Source organism: Rhizobacter sp. P2_G4 (assembly GCF_056403575.1).
In genome coordinates this window covers 148,260-168,527 of record NZ_JBFUFG010000007.1, presented here as the reverse complement: position 1 = coordinate 168,527, position 20,268 = coordinate 148,260, and the positions used below count along the sequence as shown (strand labels likewise).

Genomic DNA, 20,268 nt, shown 5'->3' with positions numbered 1-20,268 from the left:
AGCTATGCCGGCACCACCCGGGCCCGGCCACCTTTTTCGGCCCAGGTGCGCGTCCACCGAAGCTGCATCTTGCGCATCATCAAGAGCACGATCAGCGCGAGGACGGCGAACAGCACAAAGCCCCAGAGGTAGCTGCCGGTGTATTGCTTGGACAAACCCATGGCATTGGGCACCAGCCCGCCGCCCAGCGCGCCGATCTCGCCGATCATCGAGCCGGCCACGGCGGTGCTGAGCGGCCAGCGCAGCGGCACCAGCTGGAACAGCGCGCCGTTGCCGGCACCCAGCGCGGCGAAGCACACCATGAAAAGCAGCGTCGAAGCGGCCAGCGAGCTGTCGGCCAGCCCGCAGGCCAGTAGCGAGATCATCACCGTCACCAGCACGGTGGTCAGGGTGTTGATGCCGCCCCACCGGTCGGAAATCCAACCACCGAACACGCGCACCGTAGCGCCCATGAAGGCAGCCAGCATGGTGAGCTGGCCCGCCTGCACCTTGCTCACGTGGAATTGGTCGAAGTAGTAGGTAGGCAAGAAGGTGGCCAGCCCGATGAAGCCGCCGAAAGTGATGCCGTAGATCAGGCTGAAGGCCCAGCCGTCTTTCTCGAATAGGCAGGCCACGTGTTCACGGAAGGTGGCATGGGCATCGAGGTCCGGCGGCTCCTTGGCAAGGAAGATCATCACCAGCATGGGGATGGCGATCGCTGCGGCGGCGAAGCCGTATACCGATTGCCAGCCGAACGCCTGCGCCAATGGCGGCGCGATCAACACCGAAAGAGCCGTGCCGACGTTGCCTGCACCCACCAGGCCCATGGCCAAGCCCTTGTGTCGTGGCGGAAACGAGCCCGAGCCCAGCGACAGCGCCACACCGAAGCTGGCTCCGGCAATGCCGAGCAGCACACCCATGGCCAGCAGATCGTTGAAGCTCTTCACGAAGAAGAAGCCGAACATCATGGCCACGGCGATGAGTCCCATCTCGACCAGAGTGGCGTTCTTGCGGCCGATGTACTGCGCCAGCACGCCCAGCGGGAAGCGCATCAGCGCGCCGGCGATGATCGGCACCGACAGCATCAGCCCTTTTTGCGCTGGCGAGAGCTGGAAGGTTTCGCTGATGAAGGGCGCCATCGCGCCGTTCAGAACCCAGATGCAGCAGGAGAAACAGAAGTACAGGAAGGCGGCGAACAAGGTCGGGGCATGCCCCGTCTTCAGGAAGCTCTTGAAACCAGACACGTGGGGAATCCTCGGTGGCATCGCCCCATTTGCGGGCGCATCTCATTGTTTGCCTGCGATGGAAAGCGAATCCCGTGCCAGATCGGTGCGGAAGGCGGGGGCATGTCGGCGAGCCGCCCCAATCCCTGTCATTCAGCACAAATGCGCCCGCGTTTTGTGCGAAATCTTCACGCCCCGCACATCCGGTGGGCGGTCGGCCGAACAAAACGCTGCCGCTATGATCAACCTAGGGGTTTGCAGGCGGCCAGCCGGATGCATTAATGCATTGGCACGGGGGCTCCCACCGTCAATCGGCAGCCTGTGGAAACACACGAGACATAGGAATGACGGAATCCATCCAGCAGGCTCTGTCCGCACGCGCCGACCAGTCGCAGGCGTTGCTGCACGCGTTCGGCTTGGCGCCCGAGGCGTTGGGCGTTGTTGCGCTGACCTTGCTGGACCGGGTCGAAGCCATGCTGGCGATCAAGGAGATCGCCACCGGCCGTTACGTCTACGCTAATCCCCGCATGGCCTCTTTGTTCGGGCGGCCTGCCGAGGGGCTCGCCGACGAAGACTGGCTTGAACCTGAGGCGTGTGCTGCCTTGCGTGTAGCCGACCAATCGGCCATGGTGCAGACGGTGCCGCAGGTGAGCGAGCACCGCATCGATCAAGCGGGTGTGCGCCGTGAATTCACCGTGACGCGTTTGCCGCTGGCCGCCGCCGATGGTGGCGCCGCGCGCTATCTGTGCTGCGTGTGGATCGACGTCACGGCCCAGCGCCATGGCGAAGCGCAGCTGCAATTGGCCCTGCGCCAACTCGAAGAGCAGCAAACGGCCAACGAGGCCTTGCGCCGCGACATGAAGGATCAGGGTCTGCGCGACAGCGTGACCGGCCTGTATCAACGCGGCCACTTCGACGATCAACTGCGGCGCGAAGTCGATTTGTCGTCCCGCGAACACCGCGAGTTCGCCCTGGTTTCGGTCGCCCTGGACCCAATCAGCGAAGCCGCTCGCGCCGCCGGGCCTGCCGCGCGAACCCGCGTTCTGGAAGCGCTGGGTCGCCTTCTGCGCAGCGGTACGCGGGCGATGGACGCTTCATGCCGACTCGATGAAGATCATTTCGCGGTGCTGCTTTCCGGTGTGGGGCTCGCGACTGCTCATGCGCGAATGGAAGGTTTGCGCCGCCAATGCGCAACGCAGATCGTGATGCTGAATGGCCAGGATCTCGGCTTCACCGTGTCGATGGGTGTGGCGAGCTTTCCGCACACCGCCCACACACAGGAAGAGTTGCTGCACGCGGCCGACACGGCTCTGTCGCAAGCGCAGAAGCGCGGCGGCAATCACGTCACGCTGGCCAGCATCCGCTTCGAAGCGAGCTGATCGACACGCCAGACAACTGGCGCGGTGCCAGAGTCAGAGCAGCTTGACGACGGCGTTCCATTCGGCTGCCGTTACCGGCGTGATCGAGAGCCGGTTGCCTGGCTTCAGCACCACCATGCTTGCCAACGCCGGCGTTTCACGCATCTCGGCAAGGGACAGCAAGCGTGTCTTGCGATCCAGCTTCACGTCGACCAAGCTCCAGCGCGGGTTGTCACGCGTCGACTTGGCGTCGAAGTAGTGACTCTTGGAGTCGAACTGCGTGTCGTCAGGGTAGGGCGTGCTGGCGACGGTCGCCAAACCGGCAATGCCCGGTTCAGGGCACGACGAGTGATAGAACAGCACGCCATCACCCACGCGCATCTGGTCGCGCATGTAGTTGCGCGCCTGGTAGTTGCGAACTCCAAACCAGGGAACCGCTTTCTTCGGTGCGGCAGCGAGATCGTCGATCGAGCACTCGGTGGGCTCGCTCTTCATCAACCAGAACTGTTGTGGCATGTGAACCTTCGGCCCTCATCGACGCAGGCTGCTCGGGCGCTTGCGCCGGGTGCCAGTGAATAAGGTGTCCGTCGCGAACCGTGAGCCGCATTCCTGAACCCAGGCAGTTCAGGTGGGCGAGGTCAGCTGGGTTTCGGGTTCATCTGACGCGAGACGATCACACCTACCGAGCGATGTTCCAAGCCCTTGCTCTTGCGAGCATCGGTTCAAGGAAATATAAGACTCACGCGAACGCAACGGACGATTTCATTCTACGCGCGCGCCCCTCGCCAAGGCGATGGATTAAAGCAATTGCCCGTCTGCGCCGAGGGCTTGATCGAGACGCTGGATCAACGCGTCGATGTCGACGTCGGGTCCACCGTTCGATGGCGCTTTCGCCGCGGGACGCTCAGCCAGCGCGTACGCCAGATTCAATGCGGCCAGTACGGCAATTCGCTCGCGGGCCTTGACACGGCCGCCATCGCGGATAGCGATCATTTCGCGGTCGACACTGCTCACCGCTTCGAGCAACGACGTCTCGCCGCCTTCGGGGCAACCGAGGATGTAGCTCTGTCCCATGATCGTCACTTCCATCTGCTTCATCGTCACGGCGCGTCCCCTTCGCTGCGGCTGCTCACGGGTGAGTCGACCGGCAGGCGCTCCAGCAAGGCATCGATGCGGCTGCGCGCAGCATTGAGACGCGAGCGCAGGTTGTCGCGCTCTTGCGTCAAGGCAGTCAATTGCTGCTCGAGCAATTCGTTGGTGCGCTTGAGCTCTTCATGCCGCAGCAGCAAGCGCTCTACGCGATCCGCGAGTTCTTGGGTCTTCGACATGACGCCCTGGTGGGTTGCGAATGATTCATTGTAGAGGGGCGTGTGTCGCCTGCTTACAATCCAGACCGTTGGTGCCCGTGCCGGTTTTCACACCGGCACAGTTAAACGGGAAGCAGAGGTCGTTCAGCCACCACGGCTGAAAACCCACCTGCGCTGCCCCCGCAACGGTAAGCAGACGAGAGCGTCATGCCCTCGCTCATGTGCATACACCACTGGAGTCTCGCGGCTCTGGGAAGGTTCACCTGGGTTGTCTGCCAGCCCGGATACCGGCCAACAGGGGGTGTGCGGCGTGCCGCATGCCATGAGGCGTGTGCTGGCGGGGAAGCCGGCGTGCGCGACTTCGTTGGTGACTTTTCAAATGTTTTCTCTTGCTTCGGGCCCGTTGCGGCTTCGCCTTGCTCTGCCTTCTGCAGGGCGTACTGCTCTGCCCCTGTTTGCCTTGTCGACCCTGTCCGCGGCGATGTCAGTCCATGCGCAAACACAAGCGCCGAACACCATGCTGCCGCCTGTGGTCGTCACGGCCACGCGCTTCGCCGAAGACGCGGCCAGTCTGCCATTCGGGGTCAGCGTGCTGACGGCCGACGACATTCGCAATGCCGGCGCCTCCACCGTCAACGAGGCCATGATGAAGCTGCTCGGCGTGCCAGGCCGCCTTGATTTCTACGGCGGTGGTGATTACGCGCTCGACTTGCGCGGCTTCGGCGTCACGGCGGACAGCAACCAGGTCGTCTTCGTGGACGGTGTTCGCCTGAGTGAAGCCGATCTGGGGGGCACACGGCTTGCCGGCATTCCCATCGACTCGATCGATCGCATCGAAGTCATTCGCGGTAGCGCTGCTGTGCGCTACGGCGAGGGTGCCACCGCCGGCGCCATCATCATCACCACCAAGGCCGCGAGCGGCAAAGCCCGCCAAAGCTCTGGTCAGGGCTATGTGGCCATGGGAAGCAACGGCCTGCTTGATACGCGGGCGGGGGCCAGCTTGATCGGCGGCGGGTTTTCGCTGGATGTGTCCGGCAACAAGCGCGAGAGCGATGGACATCGAGACAACTTCAAATCCGATATCGAAGGCCTCTCATTGACCGGCCAGTGGCGCAATGACTGGCTTCGCGTTGGCGTTCGCCATGGGCAAGACGAGTTGCACACTGGCTTGCCTGGTTCGCTGACCGCGCTTCAGTACGAGAACAACCCACGGCAGACCAATGACCCGACAGACCGTGTCGACATCGACAACCAACACGACGGGATCTTCACTGGCCTCACGCTCGGCAACTGGCAGGTCGATGCGAACGTCGACAAGCGCGAGAAGACGCTGGAAAGCTACTCGTCCTTCAACTACGCCTACGACATCGATGTGCGCAGCAAGGGCATTCACGCTCGCCACAGCGCGCCATTCGGCGCATTCAACAATGCCTTCGTGATCGGTTTCGAGCGAGACGACTGGACGCGCACCGTGCGCGGAGACTTCGGGGCCACGTTCGAGCAGGTTTCCAAAGCGGTTTATGTGACGGACGACTTCACGCTGCCCGGCGGCACCCGCCTGAGCGCCGGGATACGCCATACGCGTGCGGACAAGACCAGCACCGACACGTCGGTCGTGCCGATCGACGAGCGCTTCAACTCATGGGAGCTCGGGCTGGTGCAACCGATCGTTCAAAGCGTCGCAGTATTCGCCAAGCTCGCCCGCAGCTTCCGCTTTGGCAATGCCGACGAGATCGGATTCACTTCGTTCGGCGGCGCGCTGCGCCCGCAGACATCACGTGACCTTGACGTCGGTGCGCGCTGGAACTACAGCACAGGCCGCGCCGAGCTGCGCTTCTACCTCAATGCCTTGCACAACGAGATTGGCTACAACCCGGACGCGCCCAACACCTTCGGTCCCGGCGCGAACATCAACCTCGACCCCACTGTGCACCACGGCGTCGAACTGGAGGCCTTGCACGTCTTGAACCGTGCCGTGCAGCTGCGCCTGAACGCCGCTCTGCGCAACGCCAAGTTCACCGAGGGCGTTTACGATGGCAAAGACCTTGCGTTGACGCCGAGGCGGAGCATCTCCCTCGGTGCAGACTGGAACATCGGCAGCGGCCACAAGCTCAACGGACGCATCAACACTGTGTCATCGCAATACGCGACCTTCTCCAATGCCTGCAGTATGCCGTCATACACCACGGCCGACGCAAAGTACGCGTTCCAGACGCCGAACATCGAGTTGGCGCTTGGCGTGACCAACCTGGCCGACAAGAAGTACTACACGCAGGCCTTCAGCTGCGCGAACGGGGCTCCCAGCTCAATCTACCCTGAGGCTGGACGCAGCCTCGTCGCGTCGATTCGCGTCGGCTTCTGATCGTGATCACCGGCACAGAACTCATCCTCGGCGGCCAGCGCAGCGGCAAGTCGCGCTGCGCCGAGCGGCGCGCTGCCATCTGGCTCTCGAAGCCGGGCCGGCGAGCGGTGATGCTGGCCACGGCGCTGCCGCATGACGACGAGATGCGCCAGCGCATCGAGCGTCATCGTGCAGACCGCTCGGCGCGCTTGCCGGGCATGGCCACGCAAGAGGTGCCGCGCGACCTGGCTGCGGCGCTGCGCCGGCACAGTAGCCCGCTGTGCCTGGTCGTCATCGACTGCCTCACCTTGTGGCTCACCAACCTGCTGATGCCGATGGACGACGCGGCGCTGGACGATGCGATATGGCAGGTCTGCTGCGCTGACTTCTGCGCGGCGCTGCAGGCGGCGTCCGGGCCGGTGGTGCTGGTGTCGAACGAAGTCGGCCTGGGCGTGTCGCCGTTGTCGCGCGAGGCCAGGCGTTTCATCGACGAGCTCGGGCGCCTGCACCAGGAGGTCGCTGCGCGTTGCACGCAAGTGACCTTGATGGTGGCCGGCCTTGAGATGCCCGTGAAGCGAGGCACGCCGTGATGCGCCTTTGGCTGATCTGGCTGGCGCTGTTGTGCCTGCCGCTCCACGCGCTGGCCGAGATCCGCCTGCGCGACGATCGCGGTGCCACCTTGGTGCTCGCGCAAACCCCGCAACGCATCGTGACGCTGCTGCCTTCGCTGACAGAATGTGTCTGTGCACTGGGTGGTTGCGATCGGCTGGTGGGCACCGACCGCTTCTCCAACTCGCCGGCGCGTGTGCTCTCGTTGCCCAAGCTCGGTGGGCTTGAAGACGCGCAGATCGAGCGCATCGTTTCGATGAAACCGGATGTGGTGCTGGCCGGGCCGTCCGCTCGTGTCATCGATCGGCTCGAATCGCTGGGCCTGAAAGTGCTGGTGCTCGAGTCCAAGACCCATGCCGACGTGAAGCGCACCTTGCATGCGCTGGGTCAGTTGCTGGACTCGCCTGCCGCGGCCGATGCCGTCTGGGATCGCATCGAAAGCGCGATGGCAGACGCCACCCGCCGCGTGCCCACAGCGATGCGCGGCAAGCGCGTCTACTTCGAGGTCGACGCCACGCCGTACGCGGCAGGCGCCGGCTCCTTCATCGGCGAGACGCTGGCGCGACTGGGCGTGGCCAACATCATCGCGCCGGAGCTCGGCCCGTTTCCGCGGCTGAACCCTGAGTTCGTGGTGAAGGCGCGGCCCGACATCATCATCGCGGCGCAGAGCAATCTCGCTGACATGCCCAAGCGCCCCGGCTGGAACGCGCTCGCGGCTCTGCAGCAGCACCGCAGCTGCGGCTTCGACGTTGAACACTACGAGCTGCTGATCCGTCCGGGCCCGCGCATGGGTGAGGCGGCGCTGTTGTTGGCCGAGTGCCTGGCCAAACTGCCGGAGCGTCGCTGATGTCCGAAGCGGAACATCGAGCCCGCCGGCACTTGGCCATCGGCCTGTGCGCGCTTACGCTGCTGCTCGCGTTGGCCGGTTTGGCGGCGGGCAGCGAAGGCTGGTCCATCTCGCAGACGCTGGCGCTGCTCAACGGCCCCGATGGCTCGCTGGTCGTGGGCCAGATCCGCGCACCGCGCACGCTCGGCGCCTGGCTCACGGGCGCCTTGCTCGGCCTTGCCGGTGCCGTGGCGCAAGGGCTGTTTCGCAACCCCCTGGCCGACCCGTACCTGCTGGGTTCTGCCTCGGGTGCGGTGTTGGGTGTCGTGCTGGTGTTGGCCGCAACGATGCTGACAGGCCACGGCATCAGCCTCGCCACCGCTGACACCATTGCCCGCATCGGCCTCGTCGGCGCGGCCTTCGCCGGTGCCTTGCTCGGCGTGACGCTTACGCTCGCCCTGGCGCGTGGCGCGCACGAAACGACGCGCCTGCTCCTGGCCGGCGTGGTGGTGGGTGTGCTGCTCGGCGCTGTCATCGACATGGTGACGACCGTGGCCCCCGATGCGCTGCGCGGCAAGCAGGCCTTTCTGCTCGGCTCCACCGGGTTCCTGGGCTGGGGCAGTTGCGGCCTGATGGCTGCGGGCGTTGCGATGGCGTTGCCGCTGGCGTGGCGGCTCTCGCGGATGCTGGACGCGCTGACGCTGGGTGAGGAAAGCGCGATGAGCCTTGGCCTCGCGCTGCCGCGCCTGCGCATGGCGATGGTCGCCGCGCTCGCACTGGCCACCGGCATGGCGGTGTCGCAGGCCGGCTTGATCGCCTTCGTAGGCCTCGTGTCGCCGCACCTGGTGCGGCGCTTCGCACCGGCTGCGCATGGCTTCACGCTCGTGGCCAGCGCGGCGACAGGCGGTGTGTTGCTGCTCGCGGCCGACGTGCTGGCGCGCAGCCTGGTGGCACCGCAAGAGTTGCCGGTTGGCGTGCTCACAGCCGTGCTGGGTGGCGGTTATCTGCTGTGGCTTTTGCACCGGCGCAAGATTTCATGAGCGCGGCTTTGCAGGCACAGAACGTCTCGGTGTCGCTGGGCGGCAACCGGGTGCTCAACGACGTGTCGCTGGCGTTGCGACCCGGGTGGACGGTGATCGTCGGCCCCAACGGTGCGGGCAAATCGACGCTGCTGCGCGGCCTGGCCGGTCTGCAGCCGCTCGAAGCAGGCCGCGTGCTGCTGCGCGGCAGGCCACTCACCGCGTGGTCGGTGCGCGAGCGGGCGCAGCAGATCGCCTGGCTGGCACAGCAGGGCAGTGCGACGGGTGAACTCACCGTCCGCCAGATCGTGCAGCTCGGTCGCCTGCCCAAGCTCGGCCTGTTCGCAGAGCCCGATGCGCGCGACCAGGCCCTGGTGCAGTTGGCCATGGTTGCGGCCGAGTGCGATGCCTGGCCGCACCGCCGGCTGCACGAACTCTCGGGCGGCGAGCGCCAGCGCGTGCTCCTCGCGCGTGCGCTGGCCGTCGATGCGCCCTTGCTGCTGCTCGACGAACCCACGACCCACCTCGACCCGCCGCATCAGGTCGCACTGGTGCGCTTGTTCAAACGGCTGGCGCGAGACCGCACCGTGGTCAGCGTGCTGCACGACGTGCCGCTGGCGCTGCAGGCCAATCGGCTCGTGGTCATGCAAGCCGGCCGCATCGTGTCCGAAGGCGCGGTCGACGATCCGGCGGTGCACGCCTCGTTGACAGCAGTGTTCGACCACGCCATCCGGATCGAGCGCTTCGGCGACCGCTTCATGGCACTTCCCAACTTGGACTAAAGGATGAAACAGCCCCAAGCTCGCTCCGCTCACGGCCCCCGAGGGGCCCGTCAGCACCTTCGGGCGGCCGGGCGGTACTGACATGGAAATCGAAACACCCCCCACCGAACGACGCAGCGAAAAGCCGGAGGGCGAGCGCCGCGGCCTCGTGCTCATCCACACCGGCGACGGCAAGGGCAAAAGCACGGCGGCCTTCGGCCTCGCGCTGCGCGCCCACGGCCGTGGCAAAGCCGTCAAGATCTACCAGTTCATGAAGGTGCCGTCGGCGCGCTTCGGCGAGCACCGCGTGTTCGCGGAACTGGGCGTTCCCATCGAAGGCTTGGGTGACGGCTTCAGCTGGAAGAGCCGCGACCTGGAACGCTCGGCGCAATGCGCGCGCGACGGCTGGGTGCGCGCCGAGGCCACAATCCGCGCCGGGGAGCATTTCCTTGTCGTGCTGGACGAAGTGACCTATCCGCTGCGCTACGGCTGGCTGCCGCTCGAACCGGTGCTCGCCTGCCTGCGCGAGCGCCCGCCGCATGTGCACGTGGTGCTCACCGGCCGCAACGCGCCGCAAGAGCTGATCGACCTGGCCGACACAGTCACCGAGATGACGCTCGTGAAGCACCACTACCAGGCGGGTGTGCCCGCTCAGCGCGGCATCGAGGACTGATCCACCCGATGCCCGTCGCCCCCTCACACGCGCTTGTGCTGGCCCTGGCCTTGCTGCTGGCCTGGGTGCTCGATGCCGCGTTCGGTGAACCGCGCAATGCGCTGCACCCGGTGGCATGGCTGGGCAAGCTGCTGTGGCCGCTGGGCTGCCGCCTGAGGCTGATGCCGCCGAACAAGGCGTTCTGGTGTGGGGCGCTTTCGTGGCTGCTGCTGGCAGGCAGCTTGGGTGCGTTGTCGTGGTGGCTTCAGTGGCGTCTGCTGACGCTGCCCGCTTGGTGGGCCGTGCCAGTGCTGGCCGTGTTGCTCAAGCCCATGTTGGCCTGGCGCATGCTGCGCGATGAAGTGCTGGCCGTCGAAGAAGCGCTCGCGATCGGAATCGAACCTGGGCGCGAGCGCTTGTCGCATCTGGTAAGCCGCGACCTGAGCGAGTTCGGCGAAGAAGAGTTGCGCGAGACCGCCATCGAAACGTTGGCTGAGAACCTCAATGATTCGGTGGTTGCACCGCTCTTCTGGTTTGCCGTGTTCGGTTTGCCAGGCGCCGTGATCTACCGCTTTGCGAACACGGCCGATGCCATGTGGGGCTACCGCGGGGTCTGGGAATGGGCCGGCAAATGGGCGGCCCGCGCAGACGACGTGCTCTCGTGGGTGCCCGCGCGAATCACCGCGCTGGGCCTGTACCCGGCCTGGCGAAGCAACGCGTGGCGCTCTTTGCGGCGGCAGGCAGGTCGCACGCCATCGCCCAACGGCGGCTGGGCCATGGGCGCGATGGCGTTGCGCCTTGGCGTGCGGTTGACGAAGCCGGGCGTCTATGTGCTCAACGAAACGGGGGCAGCGCCGTCATCGCGCAACATGGCGCAGGCCCTGAAGCATGCCGCCGTGGCCGCTTGGGCCGTCATGCTGTTGGCCGTCTTGTCATGGCTGGTCAGAGCGCTGTGAGCGGCGCCCATGGCGGGCCCGACGCAGCCGGAGTGCCGCGTTGGGATTTCTCGACCAACGCCAACGCCTGCGGGCCGGCGCCCGGCGTGTTGCAGGCCGTGCAACAGGCCGACGTCACGCGCTATCCCGACCCGAACTACGCGGCTCTGCGTGATCAGCTCGCAACCTTCCACACCGTGTCGGCTGATCGCATCGTCATTGCAGCCAGCGCCAGCGAGTTCATCTTCCGGATGACGGCTGCCGTGGCGCGGCTCTGGCCTGGAGCCAGCGTGCATGCACCGCAGCCCGGCTATGCCGACTACGGCCGCGCGGCGCAGGCGTTTGGGTTGCGGCAGGTGAACCTGGCTGGCGATGCGCTGCTGTCGTGGCACACCGAACCTGGTAGCCCCGATGGCGCGTCGCGGCACCCACCGACCACGCGCGAAGGCGCGGTGCAGGTGGTCGATGGCGCATACGAGCCGTTGCGCCTCGACGGTGAACGCAGCGTTCTGCCATCTCATGCTTGGCAGCTGATGTCGCCCAACAAGGCGCTCGGTCTCACGGGCGTGCGCGGCGCCTATTCGATTGCGCCTCTAGAGTCCGAGGCGTTGTGTGCCACGTTGGATGCGCTGGCGCCCTCATGGCCGGTCGGTGCTCAGGGCGTTGCGATGTTGTCGAGCTGGGTCACCGGCGACACCCAGGCATGGCTCGCCGACTGCCTGCCCGTGCTGCGCGAATGGAAACGCCAGCAACTCGCTTTGTGCACCGAGCTCGGCTGGGCGTGCCTCGATGGCGTCACACCGTTCTACCTCGTGCGGTGGCCCGACGCGCAGCTGCTGCCTCGCCTGCGTGCCCTTGGCGTCAAGCTGCGTGATACCTCGACCATGGGCCTGCCTGGACACGTGCGGCTCAGCGTTCAACCGCCGCAGGCTCAGCAGGCCTTGCGCGATGCGTGGCGCGAGGTGTCGGCATGACAGCTCGCGCGGTGATGGTGCTCGGCACCACCAGCGGTGCGGGCAAAAGCTGGCTCGCCACGGCGCTGTGCCGCTGGTACGAGCGCCGCGGCTTGAAGGTGGCGCCGTTCAAGGCGCAGAACATGAGCAACAACGCGCGCGTGGTGCCGGGTGTCGACGGCCGGCTCGGCGAGATCGGCAGCGCGCAGTACTTTCAGGCGCTGGCAGCGCGGCGCACCCCGGACGTTCGCATGAACCCGGTGCTGCTCAAGCCCGAGCGCGATACCGCCAGCCAGGTGGTCGTGATGGGCGAGGTGCGGCCCGACCTGGCTGCGGTGCCCTGGCGCGAACGCAGCGAAGCGCTGTGGCCGTTTGCGCGCGACGCCTTGCAGGGTTTGATGCACGACAACGACCTCGTTGTGATCGAGGGCGCCGGCTCACCGGCCGAGATCAACCTGCATGCGAGCGACTACGTGAACATGCGCACGGCGCTGGCGGCGCAAGCGGCCTGCCTACTCGTCACGGACATCGACCGCGGTGGCGCGTTCGCCCATCTCTACGGCACGCATCAGCTGCTGCCCGAGGCCGAGCGCCGCTTGCTGCGCGGCTTCGTCCTCAACCGATTTCGCGGTGATGCATCGCTGCTGCCGCCCGGCCCACAGCAACTGCAGCAACTCACCGGCGTGCCGACGCTGGCGGTGCTGCCGATGTGGCGTGGCCATGGCTTGCCAGAGGAAGACGGCGTGTTCGACGATGCGCCCACCGGCAAAGGCTTGCGCATCGCCGTCGTGGCCTACCCGCGCATCAGCAACCTCGATGAGTTTCAGCCCTTGCGCAGCCTGCCCGGCGTCCGCTTGAGCTGGGCGCGCGAGCCGGGCGACCTCGCCGATGCCGATTGGGTCATCCTGCCGGGCTCCAAGCACACGAGCGGCGACCTGGCCTGGTTGCGCTCGCAAGGGCTGGATGTGGCGATCGCGCTGCACGCCTCGACCGGCCGCCGTGTGCTTGGCTTGTGCGGCGGGTTGCAGATGCTTGGCGATGACCTGATCGACCCCCACGGCGTGGATGGCGAAGGGCCGGGCCTCGGCCTGCTGCCGCTGGTGACCCGCTTCGACCTACACAAACACCTCGCCGCCGCCACGATGCGCTTCGGGGCGGTGCAGGGGGCGTGGTCCGCGTTGTCGAACGTCGAAGCCCACGGCTATGAAATTCGGCACGGCCGCACCGAACTCTCTTCCGGAGCCTCGGCCAGCGCAGTGCTGACGAACGGGCAGGGCGAGACCATCGGTTGGCAGCGTGGCAACGTGCTGGGCCTGTATGCCCACGGCCTGTTCGAATCCGCGCCGGTGCTGCGGGCACTGTTCGGCGCAGAGATCAAACCGCTGGACGCTGTCTTCGATGGCCTGGCCGACTTCATCGATCTGCATTTCGAACCCAATTCCTTGATGGATTTGCTGAGACCTACCCCATGACCTTGACGCTTCCCGACATCGCCGACATCCAGCACCCCGTGCTCGCACAGCGTTTACAGCAGCGCCTGGACCGCAAGACCAAGCCGTTGGGGTCACTCGGCCGCCTTGAATCGCTGGCGCTGCAGATCGGCTTGATCCAGCAGACCGAGACGCCCGTGTGGCGCGAACCGCAGCTACTGGTGTTCGCCGGTGACCACGGGCTAGCGGCGCGCGGCGTGTCGGCCTACCCGAGCGACGTGACCTGGCAGATGGTGGAGAACTTTCTAGCCGGCGGCGCGGCGGTGAGCGTGCTGGCGCGCCAGCATGGCATCGCGCTGACGGTGGTCGATGCCGGGGTGAAGCACAGCTTCGCGCCGCGTGCGGATTTGCTCGATCGCAAGATCGCTTTCGGCACCGCCGACGCATCGACCGAACCTGCCATGACCGAGGCGCAGTGCGAGCAAGCCATCACCGCCGGGCGCGATGTGGTGCGTCAGTTGCCCGGCAACGCCGTGCTGTTGGGTGAGATGGGCATCGGCAACAGTTCGAGCTCGTCGCTGCTGCTCGCACGCCTGACGGGCGAAGACCTGACGCGTTGTGTGGGCCGAGGCACCGGGCTGGACGACGAAGGGCTGGCGCGCAAGCTCGGTGTGCTGAATGCGGTGCTGCAGCGGCACCCCGCGGCCACGTCGCCGCTCGCGGCTCTGGCCGCTATGGGCGGCTTCGAGATCGCGATGCTGGTGGGGGCTGTATTGCAGGCAGCGGCCGAGCGCCGCACCATCGTCGTCGACGGGTTCATCGCGGGCGCAAGCGTGCTGGTGGCCTCTCGGCTGGTGCCTACGGTGCTGGGCTATTGCGTGCTCTCGCACCGTTCGGCCGAGTCGGGTCATGCGCTGCTGATCCAGCACCTGGGAGGCGAGCCCTTGCTCGACCTCGGCCTGCGGCTGGGCGAGGCCTCGGGTGCGGCGCTCGCGTGGCCTTTGCTCGACAGCGCTGTGCGCATACTGAACGAGATGGCGAGCTTCGAATCGGCCGGTGTGTCGGACCGCACGGACGCATGATCCTGCACGAGCTGCGCCTGTTCCTGATCGCGCTGCAGTTCCTCACGCGGCTGCCGGTGCCGGCGCGCGTCGGGTTCGATCCGCAGTGGCTCAATGAGAGTGCGCGGCACTTTCCCTTGGTCGGCGCATGCGTGGGCGTGGTCGCAGCCGGCGTGTTGTGGGCCGCTGGTTGGGTGTTCCCGGTCGGCGTGGCCGTGGGTCTGTCAATGGCGGCTACCGTGCTGCTCACCGGCGCTTTCCATGAAGACGGCCTGGCCGACACCTGCGACGCGCTGGGTGGCGCGGTGAGCCGCCAGCGGGCGCTCGAGATCATGAAAGACTCGCGCATCGGCACCTACGGCGCCGTGGGCTTGCTGCTGGTGCTGGGCCTGAAGGCGATGACGGTTGCCGCCTTGCCGCTGTGGTGGGCGGTGCCGGCACTGGTGCTTGGCCACACCGCTTCACGTGCGGCCGCGGTCTCGCTGATTCGGTTCATGCCTTATGCCGGCGATGTGGACCAGGCCAAGGCCAAGCCACTCGCACGGCGCATCTCGACAGCAGGCTTGTTGGTCGCGTTGGGATGGATTGCGCTGGTGTGCGCATTGATCGTCGTGTGTTCGCCGAGCACGTGGGTCGCCGTGCTGCTCGCTTTGGCGTTGGCGGCTACAGGGACGGTGGCCTGCGGACTCTGGTTTCATCGCCGCCTCGGCGGCATCACCGGCGACACCTTGGGTGCCACGCAGCAGCTCACCGAGTTGCTGATGCTGCTGGGCTGGCTGGCATGGGCGGGCCGCTGACCGTCTGGCGACACCCGCGGCCTGTGGATGTCGCGGGCCGTTGCATCGGCAGCACCGATGTGCCGGTGGATCGCCGCAAAGCCAAGCGCCTCGCCCACCGCATCCGCCAACAGGCAAGGCGAGGGCGGGGGCCTCACGTCGTGTTCACTTCGCCGTTGTGCCGCAGCGCGAGCGTCGGTGAATGGCTCGCGCGCTGGGGCTGGCGGCACGTCATCGATGTCCGTTTGGCCGAGCTGGATTTTGGCGAGTGGGACGGCCGGCTTTGGCACGACGTCGACGTCGCCAAAATCGAAGCCTGGACGAATTCGTTCGCGGACCATCGGCCTGGCGGCGGCGAGTCGGTGAGGCAGTTGATGCTTCGCTGCGCCGACTTCATCGCAAGCCGTGGGGACGAGCCGGCGTGCGTCGTCGGCCATGCAGGCTGGATCAACGCGCTGCGCTGGATCGCTGCGGGCCGAACCGAACCCGGCGAAGCGATCGACTGGCCGGTGGCCGCGCGCTACGGCGCGGGCGAAAGGTTCTTCAGCAACTCCGGCGGTGCCGAGTCGCAGTAGCGCAGCACCTTGCACTGCTCGCACAAGGGCCGGCGCGCCTGGCACACGTAGCGGCCATGCAAGATCAGCCAGTGGTGGGCATGCTTCATGTACTTGGGTGGCACCCGCTTGAGCAGGCCCATTTCCACCTCGAGCGGGTTCTTGCCTGGTGCCAGACCCGTGCGGTTGCTGACACGGAAGATGTGCGTGTCCACCGCCATGGTCTCTTCGCCGAACACCACGTTGAGCACCACGTTGGCCGTCTTGCGGCCCACGCCCGGCAAGGCCTCCAGCGCTTCGCGGCTGCGCGGCACCTTGCCGCCGTGCTGTTCGATCAGGATGCGGCTGGTCTCGACAAGGTTCTTGGCCTTGTTGCGGTACAGGCCGATGGTCTTGATGTACTGGCTGACGCCTTCGACGCCGAGTTCCAGCATCTTCTGCGGCGTGTGGGCCACGGCGAAGAGTTTGCGCGTGGCCTTGTTGACGCCCACGTCGGTGGCCTGGGCCGACAAAAGAACGGCAGCCAACAGCTCGAAGGCGTTGGTGTATTCGAGCTCGGTGACGGGGTGGGGGTTCGCGGCCTCGAGGGTGGCGAAGAAGGGCTCGATCGATGACGTCTTCATGGACGCCAATTGTCGCAGCGCTCGTTTTGGCGAATATTCAGCAGTTCAGCGCTGATCGGCAGAGTGCTGCAGCGAAGAGGCTTGCGCGATGGGCTTCGGTGGGTCGGTGGGCTTGGACGGCTTGGGATCGCACGCGAGCGTCACACACACGGTGGCGGCCGCGGCGATCCAGATGCCGGGTCTGCTCATGCGGAGCCGCTCAATAGCGCGACTGCAGCTCGCGGATCTGCTGACGGGCTTCGTCTTGGCGAATGCCGTAGGTGCGCTGCATCTTGCCCGATGCGTGCTCGCGCTCGCCGCGCTCCACCTGGTGTTCGTCTCCGGTCCAGCGGCCCCAGCCCTTGCGGACGTTGCCCTTGAGTTGTTTCAACTGGCCTGCCATGCGATCTCGATTCATTTCAGCTCCTGATTGAATGAAGACATCGGGCCGAAAGATGTCGAACCCGTGCATGCAGGTTATGGGCTGCCTTTCAGGGTGGTCGTCAGCGTCGTGCAGAGACGGGCGTCGGAAGTCGACGCAACACGCTGTAGGAGGATGCTTACAGCGCTGGCGTGATGCTTCAGGTGGGCTTGCGCTGCAGTGCGCGCGCCGCCAAGCGCTCGTTCCGCTCCTGTTCGTCACGCGCTTTGCGGAGGCGATGGAAGGCGTAGCGGTCGGCCGCTTCGTCGGCCTGCTCGGGGCTCCAGGCCTGCCAGCCGGTCTGCGTGCCGGTGACGTTGGTGAGCGAAATGCAATCGACCGGACACACCGGAATGCACAACTCGCAGCCGGTGCACTGTGGGTCGATCACCGTGTGCATGCGCTTGGGGCCGCCGACGATTGCATCGACTGGGCAGGCATCAAGGCAGAGCGTGCAGCCGATGCACCAAGCCTCGTCGATCACGGCGAGCTGCCGCGGCCCTTCGTGCCCATTGGCGGGGTTGAGCGGCAGCTCAGGCTGGCCGGTGATGCGGGCCAGCCGCGCGATGCCTTCGGCACCGCCGGGTGGGCACTGGTTGATAGGGGCCGAGCCCTCGGCCATGGCCTGCGCATAGGCGCGGCAATCCGCATAGCCGCAGCGCGTGCACTGCGTTTGGGGCAATGCGGCGTTCAGGGCTTCGGCAAGATCGGCAGGGGTCACACCAAGAGCTTAGCGGGCCTTGCTGCGCGCGGTGGCAGTCTTGGTCTTCTTCGCCAGCGCGGCCTTCTTGGCGGCTGCGGGCCGCGCGCGATGGGCTGCGCCTGCCGATTGGTGCTGGGCGATGAACTCGCGCAGTTCGGGGTAGACCTTCTCGCGCCAGCGGCGGCCCGAGAAGATGCCGTAGTGGCCTGCACCTTCCACGTCGTAGTGGAACTGGCGCGATTTGGGGATGCCGGTGCAGAGGTCGTGGGCGGCTTTGGTCTGGCCCGCGCCGGAGATGTCGTCGAGCTCGCCTTCGATGGTCAGCAGGGCCGATGTCTTGATGTCCTGCGGGCGCACCAGCTGGCCGTCGACTTCCCAGGTGCCGTTGACCAGTGCGAAGTCCTGGAACACCGTCTTGATGGTGTCGAGGTAGTACTCGGCCGGCATGTCGAGCACGGCGTTGTACTCGTCATAGAACGCGCGGTGAAATTCGGCACTCTCATCTTCGCCGCGCATCAGGTCCATGAAGTAGTCGTAGTGCGACTTCAGGTGGCGGTCGGGGTTCATGGCGATGAAGCCGCTGTGCTGCAGAAAGCCCGGGTACACGCGACGGCCGTTTCCTGGGTAGTTGACGGGCACGCGGTAGATCACGTTGTACTCGAACCACTCGTAGCTCTTGTTCATCGCCAGGTTGTTCACGGCGGTGGGCGATTTGCGTGCGTCGATCGGGCCGCCCATCATCGTCAGCGTGCGGGGCGTGAACTCACCCTTGCTGGCCATCAGCGAGACGGCTGCGAGAACCGGCACGGTGGGCTGGCACACCGAGATCACGTTCACCTCGGGGCCGATGTGGCGGATGAACTCCTGCACGTAGAAGATGTAGTCGTCGAGGTGGAACGGGCCGGCCTCGAGGGGCACCATGCGCGCGTCGGTCCAGTCGGTGATGAAGACCTTGTGGTCGACCAGCAGTGCGCGCACGGTTTCGCGCAGCAGCGTGGAATGGTGGCCCGAGAGCGGCGCCACGACGAGCACCGTGGGCTGTTCCTTCATCGTCGACAACAGCGGCAGGTCGTCGGTAAAGCGCTTGAAGCGCAGCAGTCGGCAGAAGGGCTTTTCGATTGCCACCTGCTCTTGCACCGCCACGTCGGTACCTTGTACCTGGACTGTGGTGATGTTGAATTCGGGTTTCTCGTATTCCTTCGACAGCCGGTGCATCAGGTCGAGCCCGGCAGACACGCGGTGCGCCAGGGGCGTGTGCGTGAAGGGCGAGAGCGGGTGGCTGTAGAGCTTGGCCGAGGCGCTGGCGAACTCGGAAAACGGGCTCAGGAGAGCGCGCTGGGATTCGTAGAGCTGATACAGCATGGTGGTTCCTCACGAGACCGGGTGGGTCTGCTGGTGCAGCACAATTTGCGCGTTGCAGCATTCTAGGCAGGTGCCCAGAATCGTGCGGTTTGGCGCGCGGGTGAAAACCCCGAAAAGAGCGGGTATTCGCACCAAATGTGAGCTTTGTGAGGTGTCGCCAGAGCGACACCTTGGTGCGCAGCTCAGCTGACCTTGACGATGGCGCTGACGACTGCGTCGATGTTCTTGCTGTTCAGCGCAGCCACGCAGATGCGCCCGGAGTCGACGCCGTAGATACCGAATTCGCTGCGCAGCCGCTGCATCTGCTCCTTGTTCAACCCGGAGTAGCTGAACATGCCTTTTTGCTTCGTGATGAAGCTCATGTCCTGCTTGACGCCGGCGGCCTGGAGCTTCTCGAGCAAGGCGGTGCGCATCTGCTTGATGCGAACGCGCATGCCGGCGAGTTCGTCTTCCCACATCGCGCGCAGCGCCGGCGTGTTGAGCACGGTGGCGACGATCTGCGCGCCGTGCGTCGGCGGGTTGGAGTAGTTGGTGCGGATGACGATCTTGAGTTGGCTCAGCACACGGGCCGCTTCGTCCTTGCTTTCGCAGACCACGCTGAGTGCGCCGACGCGTTCGCCGTATAGCGAGAAGCTCTTGGAGAACGAGGTCGAGACGAAGAAGTCGAGGCCCGCACCCATGAACTGCGCGATCACGGCACCGTCTTCGGCAATGCCTTCGCCAAAGCCTTGGTAGGCCATGTCGAGGAAGGGCACCAGGTTCTTCGCCTTGACGGCCTGAACCACCTGATCCCACTGGGCGGGCGTGATGTCGTAGCCGGTCGGGTTGTGGCAGCAGGCGTGCAACACGACGATGGTGCCAGCGGCAGCGCTGTTCAGCGCGCCCAGCATGCCGTCGAAGTTGACCCCGCGCTTGGCGGCGTCGTAGTACGGATAGGTGTCGACCGGGAAGCCGGCATTGGTGAACAGCGCACGGTGGTTTTCCCAGCTCGGGTCGCTGATGAGCACCTTGGCGCTAGGGTTCACCTTCTTCAGGAAGTCGGCGCCGATCTTCAGCCCGCCGGTGCCGCCCAGGCCTTGCACTGTGGCCACGCGGCCGTCTTTCAGCGCGGCGCTGTCGGCGCCGAACACCAGGCCTTGCACGGCCTTGTCGTAGGCGGCGATGCCGTCGATCGGCAGGTAGCCGCGCGCGCTGGCCGCTTCCTGGATCTGCTTCTCGGCCTGCGCCACGCACTTGAGCAGGGGCAACTTACCGTTGTCGTCGTAGTAGACGCCGACGCCGAGGTTCACCTTGGCAGGGTTCGGATCAGCGTTGAACTGTTCGTTGAGGCCGAGGATCGGATCACGGGGTGCCATTTCAACGGCGGCGAACAGCGAGGTCATGGACAGTCCTTGTC

Annotated in this window: 23 protein-coding genes, 1 other RNA gene and 1 riboswitch; of the genes, 13 read left to right on the top strand and 11 right to left on the bottom strand. The window is 65.9% G+C overall.

Translation table 11 applies throughout. The features are described from left to right. Positions 1 to 2 precede the first annotated feature (2 nt). Positions 3 to 1,223: an MFS transporter gene (locus tag AC1DYS_RS23335; RefSeq protein WP_477903571.1), complete on the bottom strand. Its 1,221-nt coding sequence runs from the start codon at positions 1,221 to 1,223 to the stop codon at positions 3 to 5. Positions 1,224 to 1,546: 323 nt separating this feature from the next. On the opposite strand from AC1DYS_RS23335, the gene AC1DYS_RS23330 reads away from it, so the two are divergent. Beyond that, complete coding sequence (locus AC1DYS_RS23330; RefSeq protein ID WP_082000690.1) at positions 1,547 to 2,581, top strand: sensor domain-containing diguanylate cyclase; 1,035 nt, start codon at positions 1,547 to 1,549, stop codon at positions 2,579 to 2,581. A 33-nt stretch (positions 2,582 to 2,614) separates the two neighbouring features. Here the strand turns inward: AC1DYS_RS23330 and AC1DYS_RS23325 are convergent, their stop codons facing one another. From AC1DYS_RS23325 to AC1DYS_RS23310, 4 genes are all read right to left on the bottom strand, one after another. Beyond that, complete coding sequence (locus AC1DYS_RS23325) at positions 2,615 to 3,076, bottom strand: EVE domain-containing protein (protein WP_477903569.1); 462 nt, start codon at positions 3,074 to 3,076, stop codon at positions 2,615 to 2,617. Positions 3,077 to 3,139: 63 nt separating this feature from the next. Then, a non-coding RNA gene (gene ssrS / locus AC1DYS_RS23320) (6S RNA) lies at positions 3,140 to 3,320 on the bottom strand. A 38-nt stretch (positions 3,321 to 3,358) separates the two neighbouring features. Further along, on the bottom strand, positions 3,359 to 3,658 hold the full coding sequence (locus AC1DYS_RS23315; RefSeq protein WP_477903814.1) for a cell division protein ZapA: 300 nt from the start codon (positions 3,656 to 3,658) through the stop codon (positions 3,359 to 3,361). Positions 3,659 to 3,660: 2 nt separating this feature from the next. Further along, entirely contained in the window at positions 3,661 to 3,888 is a 228-nt protein-coding gene (locus AC1DYS_RS23310) for a cell division protein ZapB (RefSeq protein WP_477903567.1), read from the bottom strand. 52 nt (positions 3,889 to 3,940) lie between these two features. Continuing rightward, a riboswitch (cobalamin riboswitch) is annotated at positions 3,941 to 4,177 on the top strand. A gap of 150 nt (positions 4,178 to 4,327) precedes the next feature. Between AC1DYS_RS23310 and AC1DYS_RS23305 the strand changes: the two genes are divergently transcribed. From AC1DYS_RS23305 to AC1DYS_RS23250, 12 genes are all read left to right on the top strand, one after another. Further along, positions 4,328 to 6,229 (top strand): TonB-dependent receptor, encoded by a 1,902-nt coding sequence (locus AC1DYS_RS23305; RefSeq protein WP_477903565.1) that lies wholly within the window; start codon positions 4,328 to 4,330, stop codon positions 6,227 to 6,229. Further along, entirely contained in the window at positions 6,229 to 6,798 is a 570-nt protein-coding gene (locus AC1DYS_RS23300; RefSeq protein ID WP_477903812.1) for a bifunctional adenosylcobinamide kinase/adenosylcobinamide-phosphate guanylyltransferase, read from the top strand. The genes AC1DYS_RS23305 and AC1DYS_RS23300 overlap by 1 nt, the downstream gene beginning before the upstream one ends. Next, complete coding sequence (locus AC1DYS_RS23295; RefSeq protein ID WP_477903563.1) at positions 6,798 to 7,664, top strand: ABC transporter substrate-binding protein; 867 nt, start codon at positions 6,798 to 6,800, stop codon at positions 7,662 to 7,664. The genes AC1DYS_RS23300 and AC1DYS_RS23295 overlap by 1 nt, the downstream gene beginning before the upstream one ends. Beyond that, on the top strand, positions 7,664 to 8,683 hold the full coding sequence (locus AC1DYS_RS23290; protein WP_477903561.1) for a FecCD family ABC transporter permease: 1,020 nt from the start codon (positions 7,664 to 7,666) through the stop codon (positions 8,681 to 8,683). The genes AC1DYS_RS23295 and AC1DYS_RS23290 overlap by 1 nt, the downstream gene beginning before the upstream one ends. After that, the gene (locus AC1DYS_RS23285) at positions 8,680 to 9,444 is read left to right on the top strand and encodes an ABC transporter ATP-binding protein (protein WP_477903559.1); all 765 of its coding nucleotides are present in this window, start codon (positions 8,680 to 8,682) and stop codon (positions 9,442 to 9,444) included. Before AC1DYS_RS23290 ends, AC1DYS_RS23285 begins: the two co-directional genes overlap by 4 nt. A gap of 82 nt (positions 9,445 to 9,526) precedes the next feature. Then, positions 9,527 to 10,096 carry a cob(I)yrinic acid a,c-diamide adenosyltransferase gene (gene cobO, locus AC1DYS_RS23280; RefSeq protein ID WP_477903557.1) on the top strand — a complete coding sequence of 190 codons (570 nt, stop codon included), beginning with the start codon at positions 9,527 to 9,529 and terminating at the stop codon, positions 10,094 to 10,096. 8 nt (positions 10,097 to 10,104) lie between these two features. Then, on the top strand, positions 10,105 to 11,031 hold the full coding sequence (gene cbiB / locus AC1DYS_RS23275) for an adenosylcobinamide-phosphate synthase CbiB (RefSeq protein ID WP_477903555.1): 927 nt from the start codon (positions 10,105 to 10,107) through the stop codon (positions 11,029 to 11,031). Beyond that, positions 11,010 to 11,984 (top strand): aminotransferase class I/II-fold pyridoxal phosphate-dependent enzyme, encoded by a 975-nt coding sequence (locus tag AC1DYS_RS23270; protein ID WP_477903553.1) that lies wholly within the window; start codon positions 11,010 to 11,012, stop codon positions 11,982 to 11,984. Before cbiB ends, AC1DYS_RS23270 begins: the two co-directional genes overlap by 22 nt. After that, the gene (locus AC1DYS_RS23265) at positions 11,981 to 13,435 is read left to right on the top strand and encodes a cobyric acid synthase (protein ID WP_477903551.1); all 1,455 of its coding nucleotides are present in this window, start codon (positions 11,981 to 11,983) and stop codon (positions 13,433 to 13,435) included. Before AC1DYS_RS23270 ends, AC1DYS_RS23265 begins: the two co-directional genes overlap by 4 nt. Further along, positions 13,432 to 14,475 carry a nicotinate-nucleotide--dimethylbenzimidazole phosphoribosyltransferase gene (cobT, locus tag AC1DYS_RS23260; protein ID WP_477903550.1) on the top strand — a complete coding sequence of 348 codons (1,044 nt, stop codon included), beginning with the start codon at positions 13,432 to 13,434 and terminating at the stop codon, positions 14,473 to 14,475. The genes AC1DYS_RS23265 and cobT overlap by 4 nt, the downstream gene beginning before the upstream one ends. After that, positions 14,472 to 15,251 carry an adenosylcobinamide-GDP ribazoletransferase gene (locus AC1DYS_RS23255; protein WP_477903549.1) on the top strand — a complete coding sequence of 260 codons (780 nt, stop codon included), beginning with the start codon at positions 14,472 to 14,474 and terminating at the stop codon, positions 15,249 to 15,251. Before cobT ends, AC1DYS_RS23255 begins: the two co-directional genes overlap by 4 nt. After that, the gene (locus tag AC1DYS_RS23250; RefSeq protein ID WP_477903547.1) at positions 15,236 to 15,805 is read left to right on the top strand and encodes a histidine phosphatase family protein; all 570 of its coding nucleotides are present in this window, start codon (positions 15,236 to 15,238) and stop codon (positions 15,803 to 15,805) included. The genes AC1DYS_RS23255 and AC1DYS_RS23250 overlap by 16 nt, the downstream gene beginning before the upstream one ends. On the opposite strand, the gene nth is transcribed toward AC1DYS_RS23250, so the two are convergent. From nth to AC1DYS_RS23220, 6 genes are all read right to left on the bottom strand, one after another. After that, entirely contained in the window at positions 15,751 to 16,407 is a 657-nt protein-coding gene (nth, locus tag AC1DYS_RS23245; protein ID WP_477903545.1) for an endonuclease III, read from the bottom strand. The two genes, AC1DYS_RS23250 and nth, sit on opposite strands and share 55 nt — an antisense overlap. 45 nt (positions 16,408 to 16,452) lie before the next feature. Further along, positions 16,453 to 16,596 (bottom strand): hypothetical protein, encoded by a 144-nt coding sequence (locus tag AC1DYS_RS23240; protein WP_477903543.1) that lies wholly within the window; start codon positions 16,594 to 16,596, stop codon positions 16,453 to 16,455. Positions 16,597 to 16,606: 10 nt separating this feature from the next. Next, positions 16,607 to 16,804: a CsbD family protein gene (locus AC1DYS_RS23235; RefSeq protein ID WP_477903541.1), complete on the bottom strand. Its 198-nt coding sequence runs from the start codon at positions 16,802 to 16,804 to the stop codon at positions 16,607 to 16,609. Between the two features lie 163 nt (positions 16,805 to 16,967). Next, positions 16,968 to 17,528 carry an electron transport complex subunit RsxB gene (rsxB, locus tag AC1DYS_RS23230; RefSeq protein ID WP_477903539.1) on the bottom strand — a complete coding sequence of 187 codons (561 nt, stop codon included), beginning with the start codon at positions 17,526 to 17,528 and terminating at the stop codon, positions 16,968 to 16,970. 9 nt (positions 17,529 to 17,537) lie between these two features. Then, positions 17,538 to 18,872, bottom strand: coding sequence for a polyhydroxyalkanoate depolymerase (locus tag AC1DYS_RS23225; protein ID WP_477903537.1), 1,335 nt, complete (start codon positions 18,870 to 18,872; stop codon positions 17,538 to 17,540). Positions 18,873 to 19,054: 182 nt separating this feature from the next. After that, a complete protein-coding gene (locus AC1DYS_RS23220) occupies positions 19,055 to 20,254 on the bottom strand; it encodes an amino acid aminotransferase (protein WP_477903535.1) in 1,200 nt (399 codons plus the stop codon). Positions 20,255 to 20,268: the final 14 nt, after the last annotated feature.

What these genes read in the sequence shown, in the direction of transcription:
- AC1DYS_RS23330 (WP_082000690.1), top strand. Translation starts at nt 1,547, where the DNA reads ATGACGGAATCCATCCAGCAGGCTCTGTCCGCACGCGCCGACCAGTCG.
- AC1DYS_RS23325 (WP_477903569.1), bottom strand. Translation starts at nt 3,076, where the DNA reads ATGCCACAACAGTTCTGGTTGATGAAGAGCGAGCCCACCGAGTGCTCG.
- AC1DYS_RS23315 (WP_477903814.1), bottom strand. Translation starts at nt 3,658, where the DNA reads ATGAAGCAGATGGAAGTGACGATCATGGGACAGAGCTACATCCTCGGT.
- AC1DYS_RS23310 (WP_477903567.1), bottom strand. Translation starts at nt 3,888, where the DNA reads ATGTCGAAGACCCAAGAACTCGCGGATCGCGTAGAGCGCTTGCTGCTG.
- AC1DYS_RS23295 (WP_477903563.1), top strand. Translation starts at nt 6,798, where the DNA reads ATGCGCCTTTGGCTGATCTGGCTGGCGCTGTTGTGCCTGCCGCTCCAC.
- AC1DYS_RS23290 (WP_477903561.1), top strand. Translation starts at nt 7,664, where the DNA reads ATGTCCGAAGCGGAACATCGAGCCCGCCGGCACTTGGCCATCGGCCTG.
- AC1DYS_RS23285 (WP_477903559.1), top strand. Translation starts at nt 8,680, where the DNA reads ATGAGCGCGGCTTTGCAGGCACAGAACGTCTCGGTGTCGCTGGGCGGC.
- cobO (WP_477903557.1), top strand. Translation starts at nt 9,527, where the DNA reads ATGGAAATCGAAACACCCCCCACCGAACGACGCAGCGAAAAGCCGGAG.
- cbiB (WP_477903555.1), top strand. Translation starts at nt 10,105, where the DNA reads ATGCCCGTCGCCCCCTCACACGCGCTTGTGCTGGCCCTGGCCTTGCTG.
- AC1DYS_RS23270 (WP_477903553.1), top strand. Translation starts at nt 11,010, where the DNA reads ATGGCTGGTCAGAGCGCTGTGAGCGGCGCCCATGGCGGGCCCGACGCA.
- AC1DYS_RS23265 (WP_477903551.1), top strand. Translation starts at nt 11,981, where the DNA reads ATGACAGCTCGCGCGGTGATGGTGCTCGGCACCACCAGCGGTGCGGGC.
- cobT (WP_477903550.1), top strand. Translation starts at nt 13,432, where the DNA reads ATGACCTTGACGCTTCCCGACATCGCCGACATCCAGCACCCCGTGCTC.
- AC1DYS_RS23255 (WP_477903549.1), top strand. Translation starts at nt 14,472, where the DNA reads ATGATCCTGCACGAGCTGCGCCTGTTCCTGATCGCGCTGCAGTTCCTC.
- AC1DYS_RS23250 (WP_477903547.1), top strand. Translation starts at nt 15,236, where the DNA reads ATGGGCGGGCCGCTGACCGTCTGGCGACACCCGCGGCCTGTGGATGTC.
- nth (WP_477903545.1), bottom strand. Translation starts at nt 16,407, where the DNA reads ATGAAGACGTCATCGATCGAGCCCTTCTTCGCCACCCTCGAGGCCGCG.
- AC1DYS_RS23240 (WP_477903543.1), bottom strand. Translation starts at nt 16,596, where the DNA reads ATGAGCAGACCCGGCATCTGGATCGCCGCGGCCGCCACCGTGTGTGTG.
- AC1DYS_RS23235 (WP_477903541.1), bottom strand. Translation starts at nt 16,804, where the DNA reads ATGAATCGAGATCGCATGGCAGGCCAGTTGAAACAACTCAAGGGCAAC.
- AC1DYS_RS23225 (WP_477903537.1), bottom strand. Translation starts at nt 18,872, where the DNA reads ATGCTGTATCAGCTCTACGAATCCCAGCGCGCTCTCCTGAGCCCGTTT.
- AC1DYS_RS23220 (WP_477903535.1), bottom strand. Translation starts at nt 20,254, where the DNA reads ATGACCTCGCTGTTCGCCGCCGTTGAAATGGCACCCCGTGATCCGATC.